This is a genomic window from Lacticaseibacillus pantheris DSM 15945 = JCM 12539 = NBRC 106106, from assembly GCF_001591865.1.
GTDB classification, from domain to species: domain Bacteria; phylum Bacillota; class Bacilli; order Lactobacillales; family Lactobacillaceae; genus Lacticaseibacillus; species Lacticaseibacillus pantheris.
In genome coordinates this window covers 1-14,133 of the sequence record NZ_BCVS01000021.1, presented here as the reverse complement: position 1 = coordinate 14,133, position 14,133 = coordinate 1, and the positions used below count along the sequence as shown (strand labels likewise).

The 14,133-nt window shown below is 49.9% G+C and carries 31 protein-coding genes; 27 read left to right on the top strand and 4 right to left on the bottom strand.

Annotated elements, in window-relative coordinates; genetic code table 11:
- Positions 1-25: 25 nt before the first annotated feature.
- From LPA02S_RS03805 to LPA02S_RS03795, 3 genes are read right to left on the bottom strand one after another with little or no spacing between them, the layout of a single operon-like run.
- Positions 26-685 carry a tetraspanin family protein gene (locus LPA02S_RS03805; protein WP_056956617.1) on the bottom strand — a complete coding sequence of 220 codons (660 nt, stop codon included), beginning with the start codon at positions 683-685 and terminating at the stop codon, positions 26-28.
- A gap of 18 nt (positions 686-703) precedes the next feature.
- The gene (locus tag LPA02S_RS03800) at positions 704-1,105 is read right to left on the bottom strand and encodes an ImmA/IrrE family metallo-endopeptidase (protein WP_056956618.1); all 402 of its coding nucleotides are present in this window, start codon (positions 1,103-1,105) and stop codon (positions 704-706) included.
- Positions 1,102-1,434 (bottom strand): helix-turn-helix domain-containing protein, encoded by a 333-nt coding sequence (locus LPA02S_RS03795; protein ID WP_054649963.1) that lies wholly within the window; start codon positions 1,432-1,434, stop codon positions 1,102-1,104. Before LPA02S_RS03795 ends, LPA02S_RS03800 begins: the two co-directional genes overlap by 4 nt.
- A 144-nt stretch (positions 1,435-1,578) precedes the next feature.
- On the opposite strand from LPA02S_RS03795, the gene LPA02S_RS03790 reads away from it, so the two are divergent.
- Entirely contained in the window at positions 1,579-1,815 is a 237-nt protein-coding gene (locus tag LPA02S_RS03790; RefSeq protein ID WP_156302080.1) for a helix-turn-helix domain-containing protein, read from the top strand.
- Positions 1,816-1,817: 2 nt separating this feature from the next.
- Positions 1,818-1,991: a hypothetical protein gene (locus LPA02S_RS11630; RefSeq protein WP_156302081.1), complete on the top strand. Its 174-nt coding sequence runs from the start codon at positions 1,818-1,820 to the stop codon at positions 1,989-1,991.
- Here the strand turns inward: LPA02S_RS11630 and LPA02S_RS03785 are convergent.
- Positions 1,988-2,506: a hypothetical protein gene (locus tag LPA02S_RS03785; protein ID WP_056956619.1), complete on the bottom strand. Its 519-nt coding sequence runs from the start codon at positions 2,504-2,506 to the stop codon at positions 1,988-1,990. The genes LPA02S_RS11630 and LPA02S_RS03785 overlap by 4 nt on opposite strands.
- A gap of 224 nt (positions 2,507-2,730) precedes the next feature.
- On the opposite strand from LPA02S_RS03785, the gene LPA02S_RS11625 reads away from it, so the two are divergent.
- From LPA02S_RS11625 to LPA02S_RS03675, 25 genes are all read left to right on the top strand, one after another.
- Entirely contained in the window at positions 2,731-2,892 is a 162-nt protein-coding gene (locus LPA02S_RS11625) for a hypothetical protein (RefSeq protein ID WP_156302082.1), read from the top strand.
- Positions 2,870-3,031, top strand: a complete 162-nt coding sequence (locus LPA02S_RS11620; RefSeq protein ID WP_156302083.1) for a hypothetical protein — start codon at positions 2,870-2,872, stop codon at positions 3,029-3,031. The genes LPA02S_RS11625 and LPA02S_RS11620 overlap by 23 nt, the downstream gene beginning before the upstream one ends.
- Positions 3,032-3,101: 70 nt before the next feature.
- Positions 3,102-3,587, top strand: a complete 486-nt coding sequence (locus LPA02S_RS03780; protein WP_054649967.1) for a helix-turn-helix domain-containing protein — start codon at positions 3,102-3,104, stop codon at positions 3,585-3,587.
- A complete protein-coding gene (locus tag LPA02S_RS03775) occupies positions 3,571-3,888 on the top strand; it encodes a hypothetical protein (RefSeq protein ID WP_054649969.1) in 318 nt (105 codons plus the stop codon). Before LPA02S_RS03780 ends, LPA02S_RS03775 begins: the two co-directional genes overlap by 17 nt.
- Before the next feature lie 2 nt (positions 3,889-3,890).
- Positions 3,891-4,022 carry a hypothetical protein gene (locus LPA02S_RS11875; protein ID WP_263849754.1) on the top strand — a complete coding sequence of 44 codons (132 nt, stop codon included), beginning with the start codon at positions 3,891-3,893 and terminating at the stop codon, positions 4,020-4,022.
- Positions 4,016-4,321: a hypothetical protein gene (locus LPA02S_RS03770; protein ID WP_056956620.1), complete on the top strand. Its 306-nt coding sequence runs from the start codon at positions 4,016-4,018 to the stop codon at positions 4,319-4,321. Before LPA02S_RS11875 ends, LPA02S_RS03770 begins: the two co-directional genes overlap by 7 nt.
- Positions 4,314-5,216, top strand: a complete 903-nt coding sequence (locus LPA02S_RS03765; protein ID WP_082405366.1) for a RecT family recombinase — start codon at positions 4,314-4,316, stop codon at positions 5,214-5,216. The genes LPA02S_RS03770 and LPA02S_RS03765 overlap by 8 nt, the downstream gene beginning before the upstream one ends.
- Complete coding sequence (locus LPA02S_RS03760) at positions 5,125-5,994, top strand: PD-(D/E)XK nuclease-like domain-containing protein (RefSeq protein ID WP_082607875.1); 870 nt, start codon at positions 5,125-5,127, stop codon at positions 5,992-5,994. Before LPA02S_RS03765 ends, LPA02S_RS03760 begins: the two co-directional genes overlap by 92 nt.
- Positions 5,995-6,011: 17 nt before the next feature.
- Positions 6,012-6,614: a helix-turn-helix domain-containing protein gene (locus LPA02S_RS03755; protein ID WP_054649973.1), complete on the top strand. Its 603-nt coding sequence runs from the start codon at positions 6,012-6,014 to the stop codon at positions 6,612-6,614.
- Positions 6,601-6,900 (top strand): hypothetical protein, encoded by a 300-nt coding sequence (locus LPA02S_RS03750; protein WP_054649975.1) that lies wholly within the window; start codon positions 6,601-6,603, stop codon positions 6,898-6,900. The genes LPA02S_RS03755 and LPA02S_RS03750 overlap by 14 nt, the downstream gene beginning before the upstream one ends.
- Positions 6,897-7,670 (top strand): phage antirepressor, encoded by a 774-nt coding sequence (locus LPA02S_RS03745; RefSeq protein ID WP_054649977.1) that lies wholly within the window; start codon positions 6,897-6,899, stop codon positions 7,668-7,670. Before LPA02S_RS03750 ends, LPA02S_RS03745 begins: the two co-directional genes overlap by 4 nt.
- On the top strand, positions 7,667-7,894 hold the full coding sequence (locus tag LPA02S_RS03740) for a hypothetical protein (protein WP_054649979.1): 228 nt from the start codon (positions 7,667-7,669) through the stop codon (positions 7,892-7,894). The genes LPA02S_RS03745 and LPA02S_RS03740 overlap by 4 nt, the downstream gene beginning before the upstream one ends.
- Positions 7,881-8,258, top strand: a complete 378-nt coding sequence (locus LPA02S_RS03735; protein WP_054649981.1) for a RusA family crossover junction endodeoxyribonuclease — start codon at positions 7,881-7,883, stop codon at positions 8,256-8,258. Before LPA02S_RS03740 ends, LPA02S_RS03735 begins: the two co-directional genes overlap by 14 nt.
- A complete protein-coding gene (locus LPA02S_RS11870) occupies positions 8,248-8,379 on the top strand; it encodes a hypothetical protein (protein WP_263849755.1) in 132 nt (43 codons plus the stop codon). Before LPA02S_RS03735 ends, LPA02S_RS11870 begins: the two co-directional genes overlap by 11 nt.
- A gap of 15 nt (positions 8,380-8,394) precedes the next feature.
- The gene (gene ssb / locus LPA02S_RS03730) at positions 8,395-8,868 is read left to right on the top strand and encodes a single-stranded DNA-binding protein (RefSeq protein WP_082607877.1); all 474 of its coding nucleotides are present in this window, start codon (positions 8,395-8,397) and stop codon (positions 8,866-8,868) included.
- A 500-nt stretch (positions 8,869-9,368) separates the two neighbouring features.
- Positions 9,369-9,812 carry a hypothetical protein gene (locus LPA02S_RS03720; protein WP_054649985.1) on the top strand — a complete coding sequence of 148 codons (444 nt, stop codon included), beginning with the start codon at positions 9,369-9,371 and terminating at the stop codon, positions 9,810-9,812.
- Positions 9,809-10,369 (top strand): DUF1642 domain-containing protein, encoded by a 561-nt coding sequence (locus tag LPA02S_RS03715; protein ID WP_056956621.1) that lies wholly within the window; start codon positions 9,809-9,811, stop codon positions 10,367-10,369. The genes LPA02S_RS03720 and LPA02S_RS03715 overlap by 4 nt, the downstream gene beginning before the upstream one ends.
- Positions 10,350-10,847, top strand: a complete 498-nt coding sequence (locus tag LPA02S_RS03710) for a hypothetical protein (protein ID WP_054649991.1) — start codon at positions 10,350-10,352, stop codon at positions 10,845-10,847. The genes LPA02S_RS03715 and LPA02S_RS03710 overlap by 20 nt, the downstream gene beginning before the upstream one ends.
- On the top strand, positions 10,844-11,245 hold the full coding sequence (locus tag LPA02S_RS03705) for a YopX family protein (RefSeq protein WP_054649993.1): 402 nt from the start codon (positions 10,844-10,846) through the stop codon (positions 11,243-11,245). Before LPA02S_RS03710 ends, LPA02S_RS03705 begins: the two co-directional genes overlap by 4 nt.
- Positions 11,229-11,549, top strand: a complete 321-nt coding sequence (locus tag LPA02S_RS03700) for a hypothetical protein (RefSeq protein WP_054649995.1) — start codon at positions 11,229-11,231, stop codon at positions 11,547-11,549. Before LPA02S_RS03705 ends, LPA02S_RS03700 begins: the two co-directional genes overlap by 17 nt.
- Positions 11,527-11,793, top strand: coding sequence for a DUF6275 family protein (locus LPA02S_RS03695; RefSeq protein ID WP_054649998.1), 267 nt, complete (start codon positions 11,527-11,529; stop codon positions 11,791-11,793). The genes LPA02S_RS03700 and LPA02S_RS03695 overlap by 23 nt, the downstream gene beginning before the upstream one ends.
- The gene (locus LPA02S_RS03690; protein ID WP_054650000.1) at positions 11,793-12,062 is read left to right on the top strand and encodes a hypothetical protein; all 270 of its coding nucleotides are present in this window, start codon (positions 11,793-11,795) and stop codon (positions 12,060-12,062) included. The genes LPA02S_RS03695 and LPA02S_RS03690 overlap by 1 nt, the downstream gene beginning before the upstream one ends.
- 95 nt (positions 12,063-12,157) lie before the next feature.
- Complete coding sequence (locus LPA02S_RS03685; protein ID WP_054650003.1) at positions 12,158-12,580, top strand: ArpU family phage packaging/lysis transcriptional regulator; 423 nt, start codon at positions 12,158-12,160, stop codon at positions 12,578-12,580.
- 562 nt (positions 12,581-13,142) lie between these two features.
- Positions 13,143-13,583, top strand: coding sequence for a DUF6941 family protein (locus LPA02S_RS03680; RefSeq protein WP_054650005.1), 441 nt, complete (start codon positions 13,143-13,145; stop codon positions 13,581-13,583).
- Complete coding sequence (locus LPA02S_RS03675; RefSeq protein WP_156470985.1) at positions 13,552-14,043, top strand: hypothetical protein; 492 nt, start codon at positions 13,552-13,554, stop codon at positions 14,041-14,043. The genes LPA02S_RS03680 and LPA02S_RS03675 overlap by 32 nt, the downstream gene beginning before the upstream one ends.
- Positions 14,044-14,133: the final 90 nt, after the last annotated feature.

Below are 14,133 nucleotides of genomic sequence, written 5' to 3'. Positions count from 1 at the left end.
AAAAGCCCCAAGTAGGGGCAGGTCGTTAAATTGTGTACCAAGTGAAATGACGATAGTCGCTATACATTGAGTGACCGAATGCCTGTTTGCCAACCCAGAATGTGGTGTATTTTAGGTCGGCATCTTTTTTCTTACCAGTAATTTTTTGAATAGACGCGTCGGCAGAATTGATTGCCGAAATAGCGTCGGATGTTTTTTGGTCATCGGAATTGTTGTAGAAACCAACATAGGTCAGAACCTTTAACGTTCCATCTTTATGATATGTGATTTTCCGTACTGATAATGCCCAAGTAAAAGCATCGTCCGGATCAGTCTGTGTCTGATTGCCATTATCATCCAATGTGCCTTTGGCCCAACCTTTGTCTAGCCAAAGCTGATGGGCAATTTCCTTATTGATCTTGGCAAGATTAGCGGCCTGCTTAGCTTTCTTAGCTGCTTTCTTGCTGGAGTTTTTGTCCGCCTTTATCTTGGAAGCCTGGGCTTCCTGATTTTTGCTGGCGGATGTGTCGGGATCCTTCGGCATTGATACTAGGAATAATACGATCCCAGCTACCAGCGCAATTCCTGCAATGCCAGACCATCGCAAATATTTATGTCTGTTTGTTGTGCTGATTCCCCCCATGATTAGGAGAACCAATCCGCAAATCAACGCCACTACAATGACGAGAAAAAATAGTGTATACAAACTTCTCACTCCCAGAATTTATTTGTAGTACTCCAAAATCTTTTGTTCCGCCGCGTCGCGAAGGCATGATGGCAGGGCCAATGCGTTCATAAACACATCGACGTTGGCATTTTCTTGGTCAACGTCTTGAAAATAGGCAGGGACAAGTAAGCTAAGTCCGTACATGTTGGCCGCCATTTCCATCCGGCCCTCGTACGGACTGTATCTTAGGATACCCACATCTCCATTTTCGATGTGCCCTATTTCGTGTGCAAGTTGAAACGGCAGCTCCCGCGGCTGGTGCCAGATAGAATTAATGAGCACCATTCTGGAATCGCAATCGCTCATCGGCACAGAGAAAGGAGTCTTCATCGGTTGTATGATAACTCCGATATGATCGTCCAGGGCAATGTTAATCATTCTGCTTAGCAAATCGTTCATTTATCATCACCCCCACGGGTGCGACGAATAATCTGTTTGAATAGTTCAATGTCGTCTGGATCAACCGGACGCCCTTGGTAGGAAAGGAACGGGTTATCATCGTCCAGGTCTACTCCGTCGTCACCGTGTAGTGAATCGCTGTTGCCAATCAGGTAGTCAGTAGACACATCAAATAAACTGGCAATCGTTTTTAGGGTGGCGTAGTCTGGCTGACGTTTCCCGGATTCGTATGCTGTATATGCTGGCCTAGTAATGCCAATTCGCTTTGCGACATCACTTTGGGTTAGGTGTTTTGCGTTCCGTAATTCTCTCAAACGTTCTGGTAACATATCGCACCTCCTATCGACTAAATAGTAACAGATTGCGACACCAAAAAAAGATTCGATTCGTTACAATATTCAGTTGACATGTAACGAACCGTGACGTACTATAATAAACGTAACAGATCGACACATGGAAATGAGGTGATTTACTTGTTGGTATGGTTGAAGGACAAGCGTGAAGCGATGGGCAAGACTCAGAAGGAAATTGCCGAGATGGCGGGGCTTAACCGCGTAGCGTACAACCAGTATGAAAATGGTGTGCGCCACCCAAACGTAGCGGCAGCCAAGAAAATCGGTAAGGCCATGGACTTTGATTGGACCCTTTTTTTTGCAGATGAGGGTAACACTTCGACACCAAGCCGTAAGCAAGTTGTTAAGGAGGCTTAGTGATGAATCCAATTGACATCATAGCTAGACGCTTGGCCGAAGCAACGGTTGAAATTTTAATCGGTGCACTGTTGTTCCTTTCTGACTGGTGGCCGATGAAAGTGTTGGCTTGCGTGGCGCTTGGAACCGGCGTTGGAGCGGTCGTTCTCACGTTGGTTGCAGCACACGATGATTAGAGCAGCTTCTTCAACAGTGGTTTGTAGAGCAAGAATATGGCTTCAATGAGCCAGCCGAGAACATTAGCTAGCTTGGCCGCAATGCCATCTTTCCTGATGCCTAAATAGCCAACAAGATTTTGGGGCCAGTAGACGAAAAAACGGATCCAAAAAGCTGGCGCGAAGTTTTCATTCCAGCGAGCGTCGTAGTAGTCGACAAGGTTATCCATCATGGCGAGTTGCTGCAGCGCAAATTGTTTGATCTTGCTCGGAAAGTTATCTATTAAATCAGCACTTGTTGCTTGGAACATGGGCCCAAGATCGCGAACTACCGGAGTGAATGCGTGTAAATTACCCGATGCGCGGCGATACAGTTCTCGGAAAGTGCCATTGCTTGGCCTTTCTGGGTTGGAAGACACAAGCCATGCGTCAAATTGTTTGCTTAATGCAAGGGCACTGTCCTTGTCAGATTTAGTTAGAAGCACTCTAACAACCACAATAACGATGATGAGCACGGTCAATGCAATGTATTCCATAATTTCTACCTCACAGTTTTGATTTAATTATCCATCTAGCTTAGCTAACAAACAATGGAAGGAGGCGACACGATGACATTTACTACGGTGCTACAAATACTGATCTTAGCTGCCAATCTGCTAAATCTATTGCTCATCATAAAAATCAGCAAGGATTAGCTTTGAATGTTTCCAACCAGTGATGCGCTTGTTAGTCCTGATGAATATGTGAGGAAGGTGTAATTATGGATCCAATTGAAATTATAACCAACACGTACTTGGACAACCTGGACAAGGAAGATCCGCATGATGACCAGGACGATTGGGACGAAGACGACCCCGAGGTCGTCGAGCGGATAGCCAAGATGAACGGAGGTGATCAAGATGACCAAAGCAAAAATGATTGAAATCGTGATGGGATACCGAGACGACAAGCCACGTGATTTCTGGGAAAGCATGGACGAGGATACGCTGGCCAACATCATCGAGCTGGAAAAGATTCGGCTAAAGCAGCAGGCCAGTGACGCGGTTGCCACCTTAGCCTAACTACATGTTCCCACCGAACCGGCAATACCGGCAACAGCCGTGGTACAGCGGCTAAGGAGGTGACGCAAGTTTGGAAGTAGACATCTTTAAAGAGTTGGACGCAGCACTCGAACGTACAGGAATTACCCGCGCAGGTCTGGCGCGCCAGTTGCACATCGCCAAAGGGACGGTCAGCAACTGGGAACACCAGAGCGGTCGCGTGCCGGTGGGAATGTTGCTAAAGATTTCGGGAGTGCTGGCGGATACACGATTTAAGTATGCAGCGGCTAGTTACTGCTTCCACATACCGCTCATGAGCAATACACATTATGAAGAAACGGCGTTTGGTCGCTATGCGGCACTGATGAAGGCCGAGGGCAAACGACAAGAGATGGACCAGCCCATGATCCAAGTGATCAGCAAGGGCCGCGAATATCGCACCGATATGGACCGGCGATATATACGCAAATACACCAAGGCATTGGACGAACAGATTGCCGAGCTAATCAGCTTGAAGCTCAACCTCGCCGATGAATGGCACCTTGAAGGAGGTAACGACGATGGACGCAACGATTGAAATTGATGAAACCGAAGCAAAAGAGCTGCTGTATCGCGCCGCCCTAGCCAAGATGAGCACCGAGCAGGCAGATGAAATTCTGAACGACATGCTGCCACAACGGTTGATGACGCAGGCGGAACTTGCCAAGGAGGTTCTGCACGTGAGCCCGGGTAACACACGAGCCATCGAAGGCTACATCTACCAGCCCGGTTTTCCACATGTGGTACAGGAAGGCCGTGGTGAGGGCAAGCGGAACACTTGGAAGTATTACCGACCCGCGGTCCAGAAGTGGCTACGGGAACATCAAGAGGAGGCATGAGCATGTATGTACTGATTATCGGCGCGATTGTTGTTGGCGGTATCTGGGCCAACGGTTTCGCGCACAAAGGGCGCCGAGCACCCGATTGGGTCAACCGACTGCTTTGGAACGACGAGGAGGACGAGAAATGGTAATGACCATGAGTGCACTAAAAAAGGCCTTGGGTGCGGGAACACCAAAGGCCGACGTTGAGAACTCCGTAAAAGATTCAACACCATCATTATACACCCGAATGCTGGGTTTGCGGGACAAGTTGGGGCATTTTCACGACACCAAGAAGCTCCAAGCCGCTAACGCGACCATGCGGGGTGACTACCTCAACAGTGAGCACCTGCGGTATCGGGCGGATGCATACAACGAAGCAATGATGATGTTGGACGCACAACTTAGTGAGTGGGCAAAAGAGAACGAGGAGGATCATGCACATGGCTAATGCAATTATCGAATCAGTCACCAAGCGGGTGGCAGACATGCAACAGAACGAGGGCCTGCAGTTGCCGAAGGGATACAGCGCCACTAACGCCCTGCAGTCAGCTTGGCTAGAGCTATCGGACAACTCTAAAGGCCAGTCGCTACTAGAGAAGACCACACCAGAAAGCCAAGCTAAGGCGCTGCTAGGCATGGTGATTCAGGGTCTAAGCCCAGCCAAGCACCAAGTTTACTTTATCCCCTACGGTCAAGAGCTAACGCTCACCCGGTCATACTTCGGCAGCCTAGCCATTCTCCAGCGGCTGGACAACGTTTCAAAAGTTTGGGCCGAAGTAATCCGTGACGGTGACCGCTGGGACGTCCGGAGCGAAGATGGTCGGCTAGCAGTTGACTGGCAGCCCAAAGTTGAAGCACTGGACAACGACATTGTTGCCGCGTATGCAGTCATTCGCGACACAGACGGTGTTGACACCTACACGCTGATGACCCGGAAGCAAATCGACCAAAGTTGGAGCCACTCCAAGAATCATAAAGTGCAGCAGGAGTTCGGCGACCAAATGGCAAAACGGACGGTGCTCAACCGCGCGGCGAAGTTCTTCGTCAACTCCAGCTCCGACAACGACCTGCTCTTGGGTGCCATCAACGACACCACCGAAAACGAGTACGACGATGAGCAAACCGACCGCCGCGACGTGACCACAGGAAGCTCCATTGACAACCTTATCAACGAGGCACCAAAGGCCGCACCACGGGTAGCAAAGAAGCCAGCACCAAAGCAAATTGACAATTCAAACGAGGTGATTACTAATGCCAACAGCACAAGCGGAGCAAACCGAACTCCTGCAGCCGAAACCAACCTCTTCAGCCAAGAGCCACCGATTCAGGCTGACCAAGGCTAACTACTACAGCAACGACGCCAACGACCGGTACATGTCCTTTTCCTTGTACAAGAAGTTTCAGGCATGTGAGGCGGAGGCCATGGCGGAGTTACGCGGTGAGTGGACGCCTAAGCGGGATCTAACGCCGTTACTGGTAGGCAACTACCTTCACAGCTACTTTGAGGGGCCCAAAGCCCATCAGCGATTCATTGATGAGCACCCGGAAATTATTTCTACGCGGGGTGCCTCCAAAGGAAAACTCAAGAAGGACTTCGTAGTAGCGGAAGACATGATCAACGCCCTAGACGGTGACCCAGAATTCCGGCGTCTGTATAAAGGCCGCAAGGAAATGATTGTGAAGGGTGAACTGAACGGCGTGAAGTGGATGGGCAAGTTAGACTGCTTGCGTCCGGATCACGGCATGATTCTAGACCTCAAGACAGCCGTGGACCTACACAAGAAGTTCTGGCTAACCGATGACGGTCGATGGGGTAACTTCATCGAGGCCCGCGGGTACATCACCCAGATGGCGATTTACCAAGAGTTGACCAACCAGCGCTTCGGTATCCGCCCCAACGTAGTCATTGTTGGGGTCACCAAGCAGAGCCCACCAGACAAGGCCGCTATCCCAATCGACCAATACGCGATGAATTATGCACTAGACGATGTGATCAACACGCAGGAGCGTATCCAGGCCCTGCGTGATGGCACCGAAGAACCAACGCGGTGTGAGCAGTGCGACTACTGCCGCTCCACGAAGCACCTAGAGGTCGTGAGCCTCGATAGCCTGATTGATTAAGCGAGGTGATTACCAGCATGGATTACTTCAAACAACGTCGAGCGTACCGCCAGTGGAAGCAAAACGAGGGGAGCATCGCTAGAGGCCAGAACGATGTGTATCGAGAATTACTCGACTACGCAAACGATGAAGGCCATCTCGATGAGCCATTCAAGCTTCGCAACTCGGCACTCTGCGACTGGACAGGACTAAGCCTACAAGGTGTCATCAAAGCACGAAACGATCTGGTTAATCTCGGACTGATTGAGTACAAGCCCGGGAAGAAGAATAAATCGACCCCAACGTATCAAATCAAGAAGCTTTATTACACTAATTCGCCCGGAAAGAGTAACAACAATCAAGGTTATTACACTAAACGGACCGAAAAGTATAACCAAAGTGTAACAACTGGTTCACCAAAAGTAGAACAACCAGTAGAACAAAGTACCTTACTAGTACATGACCATGACTTGACTAGTAATAATAATACTTCGCGCGCGGAGACTTCCTTCGAGCAAGATTTTGAAAAACTCTGGAACGCTTACCCACGGAGAAGTGGCAAAGCCAAGGCCAAGGCCGCATACCAGCCAAGCCGTACTTGCCCAAGAAACCACCGCGGACGCAATCATGGCGAAGATTGACGAGTACAAGGCCCAGATTAAGGCCAAGAACACCGGTACCGCGTACATCAAGACCGGCGGAAATTGGTTCGACGAGAAAGGCTGGCTGGACGATTACGACGCCACGCCAGAGCCGGTGGTCACTCGCAATGGTAAGCGGGCAGAGCCAGAACCAGATTGGGTCAAGCCGGGCTACGAACGGCCGAAAGAAGCAGTTAGCGCCGACACCCAGCAGCAGTTAGACGAACAGCTTGCCCAGTTGCGGGCACAGCGGGAGCAACGACAGAAAGAGAGTGAGCAGGCATGAATGAACCACGAGAATTTAATTTTAAAGGCTGGCCGGTGCGAACCGTGCTGGTTGGTGATGAACCAATGTTTGTTGGCAAGGACGTAGCCGGGGTGCTGGGTTACAGCAGACCCGCAAACGCCGTCAGCAAGTATGTTCCGGAGAAGTACAAAGGGGTCACCAAATTGATGACCCCCGGAGGTCAGCAGGATTTCGTCACGATTAGCGAGGCTGGCCTGTATAAGCTGATTTTTAAATCCGACATGCCCAACGCCGAAGAATTTAGCGATTGGGTTTCGGAAGACGTACTGCCATCAATTCGCAAGCATGGGGCCTACATGACATCGGCGGCAATCGAACGGGCCTTACTTAACCCCGACACGGTTATCGAACTGGCCACCGAACTCAAGCAGGAACGGGCAGCGCGGATGAACTTGGAGGGTGAGAACACGCGACTTCGACCAAAGGCGCTGTTTGCCGATGCGGTGAGTGCTAGCGATACAACGATTCTGGTTGGTGACCTGGCCAAGTTGCTACGGCAAAACGGCGTCGAGATTGGCGCTAACCGACTGTTCAAGTGGCTACGGCGGAACGGTTACCTGATTCGTCGCGAGGGTGCCGATTACAACTCGCCAACGCAGAAGGCGGTAGATCAGGGCCTGTTCAAAATCAAAGAATCAACGCACATCAACGGCGACGGTAACCCAATCGTGACCAAAACACCGCGTGTGACTGGCAAGGGCCAACGATATTTTCTAGACAAGTTTTTAACACCGGAGGTATTAGCATGACACACAAAGATTTACGAGGACTAACCCCGGGCGACATCATCGCCGACCGGCCAGGCAGTAACAATCTTGATGGTCAACTAGCCAAGGTGATTGAGCAGGGCCCAGATTATACGGCCGTAGAAATCACATACGGCGTGGACTATGGCCACATTGTGCGTCTACGCCGGGATGGCTTGCTAGACCGGGTGCACGTGATTGGACGGGCCGTACATGTCGCAGAATAACCGCATAGTGATTCCATTGCCGCTAGCGACACTCAACCAGTACATCAGCGCCGAGCGCACCAACCGGTTCAAGGCGGCCAAGATAAAGCACAACGCGACTAACATCGCCAAGATGTTCACGGTCAAGGCCATTCGTGAGGGCGTGACGTTTCGCTGGGGTGTACCGCTACGGTTCGACTGGTACTGCGCCGACAAGCGAAGTGATCCAGACAACATTGCTTTTCAGCACAAGTTCGTGTTTGACGGCATGATGGCCGCGGGATTCTTGGAGAACGATAACTGGGCGCACATCGTCGAGCTAAACGACCGCTTCTTTATCGACAAAAAGCGGCCACGAGTGGAGGTATACGAAATTGGAGAATAAAGAGCAGCACGTTTATGGCGTGCAACTGAAAAGTGGTATATGGGTTGCCTGCTTGAATCAAGTTTTGAAAGCACAGGCAATTGCTGATAAATACGAGGATGCGGAAGTAATTCCGCTGTAATACGGAGGGCTAATAGTGATTAATCAAACAGTTTTGGTCGGTAGGCTGGTAGCCGACGTAGAGCTTCGGTATACGCAGTCTGGGACGGCCGTGGGCCAGTTTCGGCTGGCAGTCGACCGTAACTACACCAACCAGCAAGGTGAGCGGGAAACAGACTTCATCAACTGTGTGATGTGGCGCAAGACCGCGGAGAACTTCTCCAACTTCACGCATAAGGGCTCCTTGGTTGGTATCACGGGCAGCATTCAAACTCGGACGTACACCAACCAGCAAGACCAAAAAATTTATGTAACAGAAGTGCTAGCCGATAGCTTCCAACTCTTGGAGCCGCGCAACCAATCGCAGACTTCACCACAACAGCAGAGCACGCCACCAGCACAGGACACGACTAATCGGACACAGCCACGGCAAACGCCGCCACAGAGCCAGCCACAACCAAATACGACCGGGTCAGCGACTGGATTTGACCCTGGTGACTTGCCATTTTAGGGAGGGCAATCATGTCAAATAGAACTAGAACAACTGTCGGTAAGACATATGGCCACTTGACCGTGATTAAAGACCTGGGTGTCTCCGGTGTTAGATCATATGACCATTTGTGGCTATGGCAATGCGACTGTGGAGCTGAGATTACTGGCACAAGATACGGTATGGTTACCAGCCGTACACGTATGGGTAAGGCCCCATTTTGTGGCAATCTGGAGCGTCACCCTGAAATCGAAGCAGAAGACACCTCAGGTAGAAGCGACGCCGTGCCCGCACCGGGTGACGAAGTCAAAATATTAGCTTTTGATACCAACGAGTTTGGCCGTATTAACGGTATTGGCCAAGTCTTAAAGGTGTATACACATTCTGCAATGGTTGCAAGCGATAGCTTATCCCGAGAGCTAAATGGACGCGTAATTGTCCCGTTTAGGCGCTTAAAGGTTATATCGCGATCCGGGAAGCCAATAAAGCAAAACCAAATTATCACTGGGTGGTGAGTAAACATGAATCGCAAGAAGCGTGAAATTCAGCAGCGACACCGACACAGTCCGGCAATGGAACGCGAGCGTGAGCGTAAGGCGGCCATTGAGCGCGCTATTGAGCAGTATGAGGCCGACAAGTTAGTTCGTGACCGTACAGCCGCGGAGATGCACGCACGGCGCGTTCGTTGGCCGAAGCTGCTAGAGGCGGTACACAAAGCCGAGCACAAGTACGGCAGTATCACATTGACACCAATCGATAGCGCGGAAATTCGTGCGATCCACGAGCTTATAGGCGTGGAAGCTGAACCAGACGGGCCGGCGGTCACAGAGATGCAGCGGACGTACTACCGGGTGTACAAGTCGATGCCAAATCAACGAGTAGCTGCCAAGGCGCTGGGCATTGGCAGGCAAATATTGCAAGACGCAATCGTGGCAGTCGAAGAAAATGGAGGACTTGGAAAATGAGTTTATATGCAGTTAAGGATAAAGATGGAGATTTATGGGGCCGAGCTTACGACAAACCCGAAACAACGAAAACTTTTCGTACATGGACTGACCCTAGTGATGCTGAGTTCACGCGGTCGGTAAATTATCCCGACGGTGACGTCGTCGAGCTGGTCGAGAAACTAGAGCTAGTGGAAGTGAGCGAGAAGGTCGGGGGGTTGCTGGCCGGATTGCGTTCGGAAATTACGGTCGGGTCAACGGGGCACTACGCTAACTATTACGTCCGCAATCTTAGAATTATTCACGATATGTCCATCGAAGATATTTTCCGCGCACTGGACGTCGGCTGGACGGTCAAGCAACCGCAGCGGTGGTACGTCAAAGCACCTAAGGAATGGAGTGGCAGAGGCGAACGGCAACGATTTTTTAAGAGCGCCAACGATAGCATTGATGCCATTGTAGAAAGTGCTGCCGATAACTCCACTGACGAGCAGTTTACCTCCGAGGAAATCGATAAGTACCACCTGGGCGGATTTGAGACAGTGGAGGTGACCAAACATGCAGAAGCCAATTCTTGATATGACTGCAGGTTCTCGAATGTTCTGGTGGGACAAGCACAACCCACTGGCAATCTTTATGGATAGGCGTCGTGCGAAGTTTACTATCCCAGACCGCAGTCATGGACGAGCGGATGGAACACGGGAAATTGATATAGCCCCGGATGTTCAGTGGGACTGGGCTAAGGATGGACTGCCGTATCCCGATGCCAGTTTTTCGCTGGTAGTCTTCGATCCTCCGCATCTTGTACATGCCGGCTCCAAAAGCTGGCTACGTGCAAAGTATGGTGTGTTAACGGATACCTGGCGCGAAGATTTAAGACGTGGCATGGACGAAGCCATGCGCGTCTTAATACCATATGGAATCGTGATGTTTAAGTGGAATGATGAACAAATTAAATTGTCAGAAGTGCTCAAGGCCATTGACCGCAAACCAATATTTGGTGACAAGAAGGCAAAGACACATTGGTTGGTATTCATGAAAGAGGCGGATAAATGAAACGAGAGATTAAGTTCAGAGTTTGGGACCATAACACGGATACGATGATGATTCCCGATAATTTTGAGTTTTACGATGGCAAAATTGGCTGGATTGATGCAAGCAAAGAAGCAGGACCGGGCAATGATGGTTGTCCAGATCAGTTCGAGATTATGCAGTACACCGGCCTACACGACAGCAACGGCAAGGAAATTTACGAAGGTGATGTACTGCGTGATGAAAATGGCGACCTTTACCGAGTTAAATTTGACGGCGGCCAGTTCCAGCCACTGTTGCGTTATGGCGGCACACAGGTGGCCATCGAGAGCATTGCCGACATGGCAGACTACAGCAGTGTCATCGGCAACATTTACGAGAACGCTGACTTGCTGGAGGAGCGCAATGGCCGAAACCTTTAGAGAGTATATCGGCGGTCTGGTCTACGAAGCTAACCGCAACCTGACGCCGGACGACTGGAAGCGTGCTACGGGTGACACGCCGCACGCCACACATCCATGCCGGTACTACATGAGGCGATACCGCTATCAGAAAGCCCAACACTGGTACTACCTGGTACGCGATGGCGATTACATCGTGGAGCTACCAAACTACCACGGTCCGGAAGCCAAGTGGACGACGGCAGAGTGCAAGCGCGTGGATCCCGAACACAAATACGAGAGAATCTTAGTGGAGGACGAAAATGGACAATCAACAATTTACTGATGATGCACGCCGACTGGTAAAGGACTACGCCAACGGCATGGGCAAGCGGGTCCGCGTGACTGATGACATGGTGTATGTGGTGTGGTCATGCAAGACACTGCAAAACAACAAGGCTATGCTGTCGACCTCGCGGCCAGATGGTATGTACTACGAGGTCACATACAACGGTGATAAGCACGAAATGTACCTGGATGCGTACAGCCATGTGGAAAACGTCGAGTACGATGTTGGGGTTATCGAGTAATGGCTGAGCTAACTCAGGAAGAGAAGGATTATAACGCGTGGTGGATGTCGCGGTTTGACGCCGACCATTGCAAGGTGATACGGCTGTATAACCACCATCATAAAGTTCAGGAGTACACCACGGCCAATGCTCGGTATTCCGATATGGAAGACGCCGAGTGCGCTTACTGGGTGGCCACACAGGCTCACCAGACGGTTACCCGGGTCATGGTGGACGACAAGACGTTTAAGCGGATTAACGGCAGGATTCAGATAATTGCAAATATGTAGAAAAAAGCATCAAAAAAAGAGCCATCTTTCGATAGCTCCCGCAAACACTCAGCAGTGTAATTATATCAGTTTTTTAGGTCAGCGGGGGAAATTGCATGAGAATAAGTGGGCTATACAAGCGACTAGACCGAGAAGCTACGGCAGTTGCGGCAGAAGACTTACTGCTTGATTATCATCATCGTTGGGCGCGGTATCAGGGTTACAAGATGGCCGGACTGCAGTCACCAGAGATTAGCGGCATGCCCCGGTCAGATACCGTGGGCAATCACGTGGAGGACAAAATCATTACCGGACTTGCCGATGAGGAGTACGTTGACCGCTGCCAGAAGACCGTGGCGCTCATGCAGGACGCCACGGAAGCCGACATCATCAAGTACACGTACATGGTGGCCATGCCGAGCATAGAGGCCACGGCCGAGCATGTGGGACTAACATACAGTGGCTATAAAAAGGCCAAACCTAAAGCACTGCTGTCATTTGCGGAATTCTGGCCCGATGAGCTGCTGATTTATGACTAAATGCGTTTTTTGTCCAGGTTTAGGGTAGGTTCAGGGTAGATTGAGGGAAGATTCAGTCCACATTTTGGGTAGGTTTAGGGTAGGTCAAGGGAAGGTGGACGGCGGTATTCTTATATCGTGCAAAACGTTAGGAAGCGCGAGCACAGGTGCAAATGGTCTTAGACATGATGACCTCCTTTCAGCGCGCGGTGGCTGCACAAGTGCCGTGCGTTGTTGCCGGGCCCTCCTCGTCCCGGCATTCATCACAACCCAACTCCAAAAGGTACGCATATTGGCATGACGACGTTAACCCAGACGTCCACCGCGGTTCGAGTCCGTCGGCACGCATAGTCGCTAACCATACACCTGGGATGCGACGAGTATCACTGTGGCGGAATAGGTAGACGCTTAGTTAGGTGAGCTAGCTACGGTTAGCAACCATATTGGCTGACAACCAATTGGTGATCATCATGTCGGGTGCAAATCCCGACCAGCGATATTATGTCACTGAATTTCATAGGCACTCCTTTTTTGTAGCATTCCCGAACAAACTGGGGTACTATTTTTTTAGGAGGAAAATTCAATGACAGATAACGAAAAGGCAATTTTCAAGATTATAGTCTCCGATGGTGTAGAAGGGACAGGTCAGCCGGGCACTCCGCCGATGATCATTGGCCCTACGCTAACTCTTAACATGCCTGTTGTGCCAACTGCTCTTTCATTCAATGTAGCAGTTTTGGCATATAAAATGGATTTTTCAGAGCCTCAAAAGCTTCAGCTATCCATTATTAGCCACGATAAGCCCACTGAAAGTATTCAGACAATAGCTGGCAATTTACCGGCGATGACAGGTCCTGTTGGAACGATGGTATTTAATTTCGGAGTGCATAACACCGTTTTTCATAAAGTTGGAGCATACGATGTTCTTGTTTCCATTAATGATAAGGAAGTAGCACGAGATACCTTCTGGACAACAAACACGGGTTCAACTAATGGAACAAATAAAGACATTTCGAGAGACTAGTACTGGTGGAACAATGTGGCTAAACATGCCAGTTTTGAAGGCTGCTACACCACTTATCATAGCAACTAGCATTATGATTGGGCAAAACCAACCGAGTCAGATTACCACGAATATTGGCCGGACGATTACGATAGAAGGTGCCAAAAATACTTGGCAGAAACCAATCAACTTTTTGTCGGAGGGAAACGCGATGTCCAAGGATGTTAAGGCTTCAAATGGAAACAATGATTCATACAGCTTTGACCCCATTGATTATGGCAAGCTTTCTCAGCGAGTTGAATCAATGGATAAGAAAATTGATTCAATAGCTGCAAGCCTTGATAAGCTACCAACAAAAGATTGGGTCGAAAAAGAGATGCTTAAAAAGCAGGTAGACAAGATTAATAGGTCGACAAATATTAGGCTAACGATCGCCGGTATTGTTATAACTATAGTGCTGGCAATATTGAATCACTTATGAAAGTAAGTTACTTGCAGGCACTTTAGCATTTTTATTTACCTGAGCACTCCGCCAAACGGTGAGGTGCTATTTTTATAAATAATTTCAGGA